An 8,487-nucleotide genomic window follows, 5' to 3' on the forward strand; every position below is an offset into this window, starting at 1 on the left:
CTTGGCCCGGACAATCGCGAAAGACCACGACCAGAAACGGGATCAGATCCTGCAATCGGCGGCCAAGATCTTCGCCACCGAGGGGTTCGACCGCGCCTCGATGGCGCAGCTCGCCAAGGAATGCGGGATCTCGAAGGCGAATATCTACCACTACTATGACAGCAAGGACGCGATTCTCTTCGACATTCTCGACAGTTACCTGTCAGACCTGCGCGATCTGATCCTGGCTACCGATGTAGAGGGCCTCGACCCCGAAGACCGGCTGCGCCGGGTCATCCGCGACGTTCTGCGCGCCTATCAGGGGTCGGATTACGAACACCAGGTGCAACTCAATGCGCTCTCTGCCCTGCCCGAGGATCAGCAGGACCGCATGCGCGCCTATCAGCGGGACATGGTGCGCTATCTCTCCGATTGCATCCGCGCGGCGGCCCCGCAGGTCTTCGGCGACGACCGGGCCAAGCTGCGCGCCGTGACCATGTCGGTCTTCGGCATGCTGAACTGGTACTATATGTGGAACGGCGGCGCCGGACCTCAGGCTCGTGACGCCTATGCCACGCTTGTTGCAGACCTGACGCTGAAGGGCCTTCCCGGCATCTGAGGGCTTGCCGAGAACGCGCTCTCGGGGCAGGCTGTGCGGGGTCGGGCCAGTCACCCCGACGCATCCCGATCAGGAGCCAAGCCCATGTCCCGCCTGCAGGAAATCGCACGGCAGCCCGGAGCTGCCGCGGTCGCCATCGTGATCGGCGGCGCGCTTTGGGGGCTGATCTGGATCCCGATCCGCGCCATCGAACAGGCCGGGCTGCCGGGGGCCTGGGCCGGGTTCTCGCTCTATTTCGCGGCCGTTGCCCTGATGATCCCGGTTCTGCTGTGGCTCAAGGCCCGCCCCCTTGCACATCTTGCGGTGCTGGTGCCCTGCGGCCTGCTGACCGGCTGCGCCTTCAGCCTCTATTCCACCAGTCTCGTCCTGACGGATGTGATCAGATCCGTCCTGCTGTTCTATCTCTCCCCGATCTGGAGCACGGCCCTCGGCCTCGCCTTCCTGGGGGAAAGGCTGACCCCGGCCAGGATCGGCGCAATCGTGCTTGGGATTGGCGGACTGGTGGTGATGATGGGGGTCGGTGCACTTGGGCGCGGTCCGAATCTTGGGGATATTCTGGCGCTGATCTCGGGGATGAGCTGGGCACTCGGGTCCTTCTTCCTCTATCGCGCGGGCACGGTGGCGGTGGCCGAACAGGTCTTCGCCTTCGTCTTCGGCGCATTGGTCGTGACCGGCGCGACACTCTTGCTCGGTGGGGCCAGCCTTGGCGGCAGCTTCACCAGCGCGCATGTGATGGGCGCGGCCCCCTGGTTCCTGATCGCGGGCCTCGTCCTCGTTCCCATGCTCTTCCTGACCATCTGGCCGGCCACCGTCCTGACCCCGGCGCGGCTGGGGCTTCTGTTGATGAGCGATATCGTCGTCGGCGTGATCTCAGCCGCGCTCTGGTCGGGCGAGCCCTTCGGGTGGCGAGAGGGGATTGGGACGATGATGATCGTCGGCGCCGGATTCGTGGAGGTTTTGGGGCATAAATCGCAAGTGTGAGCCGGCCTGTGGCTCATATTTGATCAAATCGGGAAATTTCGCTCCATAGCGACCTTCTGATTTTAGCAAAACTCCTCTATATTGACTCCATGACTACTCCCAGCCTGAATACGCTCCGCGCTTTTGACGCAGCAGCCCGCCACGGCACGCTTAGTGCTGCCGCGCGGGAACTTCAGGTGACAACAGGGGCAGTTTCTCAACAAATCAATCAGTTGGAAGCTGTACTTGAAGCAAAGCTATTCGAGCGACACCGCCGCGGCCTGCGCCTGACAGAAGCCGGCTTGCAGTTACACAGACCAATCGAACAGGCAATGGGGCTCATTCAGCAGGGTATAGATTCACTAAATTCACGATCCACGCGGATTTCCATCGCAATCAGCCCCTCCCTGGCCGCAAAATGGCTGTTTCCATCCTTGTCGGAGATCGCGGAACGCAACCCGGAAATCGACCTTCAGATCATCACCGCGCAGGCCCCGGATCAGAGCGATGCGGAGTTCATCCTGCATCTCGGCGCGGCGCCGTCCACCGCCGGGCGGAAGGTCGATCTGCTCTGCGAAACCCCGTTGGTCGCGGTGACCGGCCCCACCCTCATCGCCCGCGCGCCGGTGATCGCGCGCGAAAGCTTCTTCGCGCAATACCTGCTGATCGAGGATGCCAGCCGCCCCTGGGCCAAGTGGTTGTCCGAAAGCGGCACGACCTTCCAATCGCATCAGGTCGCCCAGAGCGCCCTTGCCCTGGATGCCGCCGAGGCGGGAACCGGCATTGCGCTTGTCCCCGCCATCATGGCGAAAGACGCCCTTGCCGCCGGGGGTCTCGTCAAACTGAAGGAATTTCCGCCCGAACCGGGCCGGGGGCTCTACCTGATCCGCCCCGCCAACACGCCCGCCAGCAAGGCGAGGCGCATCGTCGAGGACTGGATCCGCAGCGCGGTTTAAGTCGCGCTCAACCCCACGCGGGACAGCGCCGCCCCGGCCTCCGTCTGCCAGCGGGCAAACAGCTCATCGCGAGAGGCATGGCGCAGCCCCATGGCGCGCAGTTGGTCGAACCGGGCGGGGTCGCCCTGCCCGAAACTCGCCGCCACACGGGGCCACCAATAGGCGACAGAGGCTTGCAGCGCCTCTCCCTGCCCTTCTGACACCAGCCGTTCCAGCCCTTCCTCGGCCAGCTCCGCATGGCGCAGTTCCACTGGGGCCACGGCGCGGAACGCCTCGGCCAGCGGCTGATAGCTCACCATCTGCATATCTGACAGCTGCGCCACCACGGCGCGCCCCATCAGCAGGTTCATCACCACCGCATCGCCCCAGCCATCGAGCGGATAGTTGAACACCGCAAGCCGCATATCATGATCGCCGCGCACAGCGCCGATATCGGCGTCGCGGTCCAGCCGCGCGGTCCAGGGATGATGGTTGGCATAGCGCGCCGTATCGACCCCAAATTCACCCATCACCCGCAGCACCTTGTCCGCGTGATCGGTCTTTTCCAGCACGATCCGCGCCGCCGCGATCCGTTCCTTGATGCCGGGGCCTGCGTTGATCACATCGGCAAAGCCCGCCGCCCCCGCCAGCTCGCTATCGACGAAACTGGCCATCAGCTTCATCAGCTCAGCGCGGTAACGGGGCGGCACATTGGCGGGGCTGGTCAGCACGCCGCCCTGGGCCAGATACTCCTCGATCTTCATTTCCATGATCCGGCTCCTTACTGGTCGAAATCCACGACCACGCGGTCGGTGACGGGGAAAGACTGGCAGGACAGCACATAGCCCTTGGCCACCTCGTAATCCTCCAGCGCGTGATTGGCGACCATCTCGACCTCGCCTTCCAGCACCCGGCAGCGGCAGGTCGAACAGACCCCCGCCTTGCAGGCATAGGGCGCGTCCATGGCGTTTTCCAGCGCCGCGTCCAGCACGCTGATATCCTTGCCCACGGTCAGCGACCGGGTGGAGCCATCGAGCGTCACCGACAGGGCTGCCTGATTGGCGGCACTTCCCGCGTCCTTCGACACGACCCGCCGCGCCAGCCGCCCCGGTTGGGCCGAGGCAAAAAGCTCGAACTTGATCTGCGCATCGTCCAGCCCATGCGCCCGCAGCGCCTTGGCGATGCCCAGCATCATCGGTTCCGGCCCGCAGATGAAAGCGATGTCGACGCTGTCGATATCCACCCAGCCCGTCCTCACAAGCTGCGCGACCTTTTCTTCGGTCACGAGGCCGGTAAAGAGGTCAATCTCCTGCGCGTCGGTTTCCAGCACGTGGATCACGTTGAACCGGCCCATATGCTCGTTCTTCAGATCCTCCAGCTCCTCGCGGAACATGATCGTGTTCACGCCCTTGTTGGCGTAGACCAGCGTGAAGCTCGACCTTGGTTCCGTGGCCAGCGCGGTCTTGATGATCGAGAGCACCGGGGTAATCCCCGACCCGCCCGCGAAGCCCAGGTAATGGCGCGCCTGAGATGCATCCAGCGTTGTGTGGAAGCCCCCCATGGGCGGCATCGCCTCAAGCGTGTCACCGACCTTCAGCTCTTCATTGGCCCAGGTGGAAAACGCCCCGCCATCGACGCGCTTGATCCCCACTTGCAGGATGCCCTCCTGCCTCCCTGCGCAGATCGAATAGGACCGGCGCAGCTCCTCCCCTTCGAACTCGTGACGGAAGGTCAGATACTGCCCCTGAATGAAGTCGAACGCCTCGGCGTCCTCCGGTTTCAGGGTCACGACAACGGCGTCGCGGATCGTCTTGTGGATGTCAGTGACGGTGAGCTCGTGAAAGCGCGCCATGGGGCTCCTCCCTCATATGCACTTGAAATAGTCGAACGGTTCCAGACAGTCGCGGCAGCGCCACGTCGCCTTGCACGGGGTCGATCCGAACTGGCTGATCCGTTCCAGGTTGGTGCTTTTGCATTGCGGGCAGCGGCTTGGGCCACCCGCCGGTTGCGGTGGCGCAATGCCGTAATCTTCCAGCTTGGCGCGTCCCTTCTCGGTCAGCCAATCGGTGGTCCAGGGCGGTGATATCTGGCGCTTCAGCTCCAGCTTCTCGATGCCATGGCCGCGCAGGGCCGTCTCGATGTCGAGATTGATGATGCTGGTTGCGGGACAGCCGGAATAGGTGGGCGTGACCGACACGACCAGTGTCTCGCCCTGCCATTCCACGCCCCGGATGATGCCCAGATCGACCAGAGAGATCACCGGGATCTCGGGGTCGGGCACGGCATCCAGCCACTCCCAGACCTGATCGACCGTGGGCTTGTCCATCACGCTCACCACGCGGCGCCCGGATAGGCGCGTTGCAGCCACTGCATTGAGGTCAGCAGATGGCCCAGATGTTCGGTATGCATCCGGCCATTGCGCCCGCCCTTGTGGACATAGCCGCCACCGGGAATGGCCAATGTGGCCTCCGCCAGCACCCGACCGACGATATCGTCGTATTCGGCGCGCAATTCGGTGGGGTCAGGGGCGATCCCGGCCTCTGCCAGCAGTTCATCAGCCTTGTCCTTTTCGAACATCTCTCCACAATAGGGATAGAGATAGTCCAACGCTGCTTGCATCCGGCTGTGACTTTCCTCGGTTCCATCCCCAAGACCGATCACCGTGTCGCCGGAGCGTTCCAGGTGGTAGGTCACCTCCTTGTGGGCCTTCTCGGCAATCGCCGCGATCCGCGCGTCAGCAGATCCTTTCAGCCAGTCGGTCATCACGAAGGACCACGCGTCATAGAGAAACTGCCGCATCAGCGTCTGGCCGAAATCGCCATTGGGCAGCTCCACCATCAGCACATTGCGAAAGTCCCAGGCGTCGCGCAGGAAGGCGAGGTTATCCGCCGTCCGGCCCTTGCCCTCGACCTCTCCCGCCAGCCCCAGCCACAGCTGAGTCTGCCCGATCATGTCGAGCGCCGTATTGGCCAGCGCGATATCCTCCTCCAACACCGGGGAATGGCCGCACCATTCCGATACCCGATGCCCGAGGATCAGCGTATTGTCCCCCATCCGCAGGAGGAATTCGAACAAAGCCTCGTCCCGAGTCATCACATATGCCCCACTTCGTCGGGAATGTCGTAAAAGGTCGGGTGACGGTAGATCTTGCTCTCCGACGGCTCGAACAGCGGGCCTTTTTCGGACGGCGCACTGGCCGCGATATGTTTCGCTTCCACCACCCAGATCGACACGCCTTCGTTGCGGCGGGTGTAGACGTCGCGCGCGTTCTTCACCGCCATTTCCGCGTCCGGCGCATGGAGCGAGCCGACATGCCGGTGGCTCAGCCCATGCTGGCCGCGAATGAAAATCTCCCACAGGGGCCATTCGTTTTTCATCTCAGATCCTCCTCATTCCGCCGCAACTTTGCGGGCGGCTTTCTTGCGGGCATGGGCCAGCAGCCCCTCACGCACCCATTCGCCGTCGTCCCAGGCTGCGACGCGATCTTTCATCCGGTCCACGTTGCAGGGGCCGTTGCCCTTGATGACATTGAAGAATTCCGGCCAGTCGGGTTCGCTGAAATCGTAATGCCCGCGCGCCTCGTTCCACTTGATATTCGGGTCCGGCAGGTCGAGCTTCAGGTATTCGATCTGCGGAATGGTCTGGTCCACGAATTGCTGGCGCAGCTCGTCATTGGACTTCACCTTGATCTTCCACGCCATCGACTGTTCCGAATGGGTCGATTCCGCGTCCGACGGCCCGAACATCATCAGCGCCGGGAACCACAGCCGGTTCAAGGCATCCTGCGCCTGCCGCTTCTGCTCCGGCGTGCCGAAGGCCATCGCGCGGATCGCGTCATAGCCCTGCCGCGCGTGAAAGCTTTCTTCCTTGCAGATGCGGATCATGGCGCGGGAATACGGCCCGTAGGACGTGCGCTGCAACGCCACTTGATTGACGATCGCCGCACCATCGACCAGCCAGCCCACGGCGCCGATATCGGCCCAGTTCAGCGTCGGGTAGTTGAAGATCGACGAATACTTCATCTTGCCTTCATGAAGCAGCTCGATCAGCTCATCGCGGCTCACGCCAAGCGTCTCGGCCGCGGAATAGAGATACAGCCCATGCCCCGCCTCATCCTGCACCTTGGCCAGCAGGATCGCTTTTCGTTCCAGCGTCGGTGCGCGGGTGATCCAGTTGCCCTCGGGCAGTTGCCCCACCACCTCGGAATGGGCGTGCTGGCCGATCTGGCGGATCAGCGTCCGGCGGTAATCTTCCGGCATCCAGTCGCGCGGTTCGATCTTGATATCGTTGTCAATCTTGTCCTGAAAGGCACGCTCTTCCTCGGACATCTCCTCGCGCGGTTTGATCCCGTTCGAGGCCGTCTTGATCATCTGTGCATACATGTCTGAAATCCTCCCTCAGACCCGTTCCAGGATCAGGGCCACGCCCTGTCCCACGCCCACGCACATGGTACACAGCGCATAGCGCCCGCCCGTGCGGTTGAGTTGATAGGCCGCCGTCAGCACCAACCGCGTGCCCGACATGCCAAGCGGATGGCCAAGCGCGATGGCGCCGCCATTGGGGTTCACATGCGCCGCATCATCCGCTACCCCCAGTTCCCGCAACGTGGCCAAGCCCTGGCTGGCAAAGGCCTCGTTCAATTCGATCACGTCCATCTGCTCGATTGTCAGCCCCGCCCTGGCCAGCACCTTGCGGGTGGCCGGCACCGGGCCGATCCCCATCACGCGGGGTTCCACCCCGGCAGCCGCCATCGCGACGACCCGCGCCATTGGCGTCAGCCCGTTGGCCTTGGCCGCCGCCTCTGATGCCAGCAGCACAGCCGCCGCCCCGTCATTAACGCCCGAGGCATTGCCCGCCGTCACTGTCTTATCCGGGCCATTGACGCCCTTCAGACCCGAGAGCTTCTCAGCCGTCGTGCCGGGGCGCGGATGTTCGTCCGTGTCGACCACCACAGGATCGCCCTTGCGCTGTGGGATCGTCACCGGGGTGATCTCATCGGCAAACAGCCCCGCCGCCTGAGCCGCCTCCCACCGGGCCTGAGACCGGGCGGCAAAGGCGTCCTGATCGGCGCGGGCAATGCCATAATCCTCGGCCACGTTATCGGCAGTCTCAGGCATCGAATCCGTGCCATAAGCCGCCTGCATCTTCTTGTTCACGAAGCGCCAGCCGATGGTGGTGTCATAGACCGCATTGGCCCGCGAAAAGGCGCTGGTGGCTTTCGGCATCACGAAGGGCGCGCGGCTCATGCTTTCGACACCACCCGCGATCACCAGGTCATAGTCGCCCGCCTTGATCCCCCGCGCGGCCATTCCCACGGCATCCATGCCGCTGGCGCACAGCCGGTTCACCGTGGTCCCCGGCACGCTCACCGGCAGCCCGGCCAACAGCGCCGCCATGCGCGCCACGTTGCGATTGTCCTCACCGGCCTGGTTGGCGTCGCCGTAGATCACGTCGTCAATCGCGCCCCAGTCCACACCGGGATTGCGCGCCATCAAGGCGGCAATGGGCAGCGCCGCAAGGTCATCGGTGCGGATGGAACTCAGCGCCCCCCCGTAGCGTCCGATTGGCGTTCGCGTGGCGTCGCAGATGAAAGCGTCCATGTGGCGGAATCCTCCCGAGTGTCGCGCAAATAACTGACCGCATGGTCGGGATATGCCGCAACGCGATTCGTTGCAAGAGAAATGTTACGTCAATCGGTAACTATGCGAATATCTCGTAACGCATCCAGCCGAGCCGAGCGAGCGAAAACAGCCCTCCAAAAGACCGACCTCCCTTCTTCGTGGCCCAAATACTCCCGCCGGAGGCATCCGCCCTCGCCACACATCCGGCCACACGACCCGACAGACCACCCTCACCACAGATCCGTGGCAACGCGGCCCGACGAGGCCTCCCGGCGCATGCCGGGGGGTTGAGAAGGGCCGCTCCCGGGTCGACGCCGAAGGCGGCGAAATCGCCGTTTCATATGCACAGGGGGGTGTACGGGGGGTGTACAGG

At 63.6% G+C, this 8,487-nt stretch carries 10 protein-coding genes; 3 read left to right on the forward strand and 7 right to left on the reverse strand.

The features are described 5' to 3' along the window. Position 1: 1 nt before the first annotated feature. The 3 genes from BKY26_RS13190 to BKY26_RS13200 all read left to right on the forward strand — a co-directional run bounded on the left by BKY26_RS13190 (position 2) and on the right by BKY26_RS13200 (position 2,514). Positions 2–598, forward strand: a complete 597-nt coding sequence (locus BKY26_RS13190; protein WP_071690853.1) for a TetR/AcrR family transcriptional regulator — start codon at positions 2–4, stop codon at positions 596–598. Between the two features lie 84 nt (positions 599–682). Then, positions 683–1,579, forward strand: a complete 897-nt coding sequence (locus BKY26_RS13195) for a DMT family transporter (RefSeq protein WP_071690854.1) — start codon at positions 683–685, stop codon at positions 1,577–1,579. Positions 1,580–1,668: 89 nt separating this feature from the next. Further along, complete coding sequence (locus tag BKY26_RS13200; RefSeq protein ID WP_071690855.1) at positions 1,669–2,514, forward strand: LysR substrate-binding domain-containing protein; 846 nt, start codon at positions 1,669–1,671, stop codon at positions 2,512–2,514. On the opposite strand, the gene BKY26_RS13205 is transcribed toward BKY26_RS13200, so the two are convergent. From BKY26_RS13205 to pcaF, 7 genes are read right to left on the reverse strand one after another with little or no spacing between them, the layout of a single operon-like run. After that, a complete protein-coding gene (locus BKY26_RS13205; RefSeq protein WP_071690856.1) occupies positions 2,511–3,263 on the reverse strand; it encodes a Phenylacetic acid catabolic protein in 753 nt (250 codons plus the stop codon). The genes BKY26_RS13200 and BKY26_RS13205 overlap by 4 nt on opposite strands. Positions 3,264–3,274: 11 nt before the next feature. Continuing rightward, positions 3,275–4,345, reverse strand: coding sequence for a 1,2-phenylacetyl-CoA epoxidase subunit PaaE (paaE, locus tag BKY26_RS13210; RefSeq protein WP_071690857.1), 1,071 nt, complete (start codon positions 4,343–4,345; stop codon positions 3,275–3,277). A gap of 12 nt (positions 4,346–4,357) precedes the next feature. Next, positions 4,358–4,819 carry a 1,2-phenylacetyl-CoA epoxidase subunit PaaD gene (gene paaD, locus BKY26_RS13215; protein ID WP_071690863.1) on the reverse strand — a complete coding sequence of 154 codons (462 nt, stop codon included), beginning with the start codon at positions 4,817–4,819 and terminating at the stop codon, positions 4,358–4,360. A 5-nt stretch (positions 4,820–4,824) separates the two neighbouring features. Then, positions 4,825–5,586: a 1,2-phenylacetyl-CoA epoxidase subunit PaaC gene (paaC, locus tag BKY26_RS13220; protein WP_071690858.1), complete on the reverse strand. Its 762-nt coding sequence runs from the start codon at positions 5,584–5,586 to the stop codon at positions 4,825–4,827. Next, positions 5,586–5,870, reverse strand: a complete 285-nt coding sequence (gene paaB / locus BKY26_RS13225; protein WP_071690859.1) for a 1,2-phenylacetyl-CoA epoxidase subunit PaaB — start codon at positions 5,868–5,870, stop codon at positions 5,586–5,588. Before paaB ends, paaC begins: the two co-directional genes overlap by 1 nt. A gap of 12 nt (positions 5,871–5,882) precedes the next feature. Then, a complete protein-coding gene (gene paaA, locus BKY26_RS13230; protein ID WP_071690860.1) occupies positions 5,883–6,875 on the reverse strand; it encodes a 1,2-phenylacetyl-CoA epoxidase subunit PaaA in 993 nt (330 codons plus the stop codon). A 15-nt stretch (positions 6,876–6,890) separates the two neighbouring features. After that, positions 6,891–8,093: a 3-oxoadipyl-CoA thiolase gene (gene pcaF, locus BKY26_RS13235; RefSeq protein WP_071690861.1), complete on the reverse strand. Its 1,203-nt coding sequence runs from the start codon at positions 8,091–8,093 to the stop codon at positions 6,891–6,893. Positions 8,094–8,487 lie beyond the last annotated feature (394 nt).

Origin of the sequence: Nioella sediminis (assembly GCF_001879695.1) — a bacterium.
GTDB classification, from domain to species: Bacteria; Pseudomonadota; Alphaproteobacteria; order Rhodobacterales; family Rhodobacteraceae; genus Nioella; species Nioella sediminis.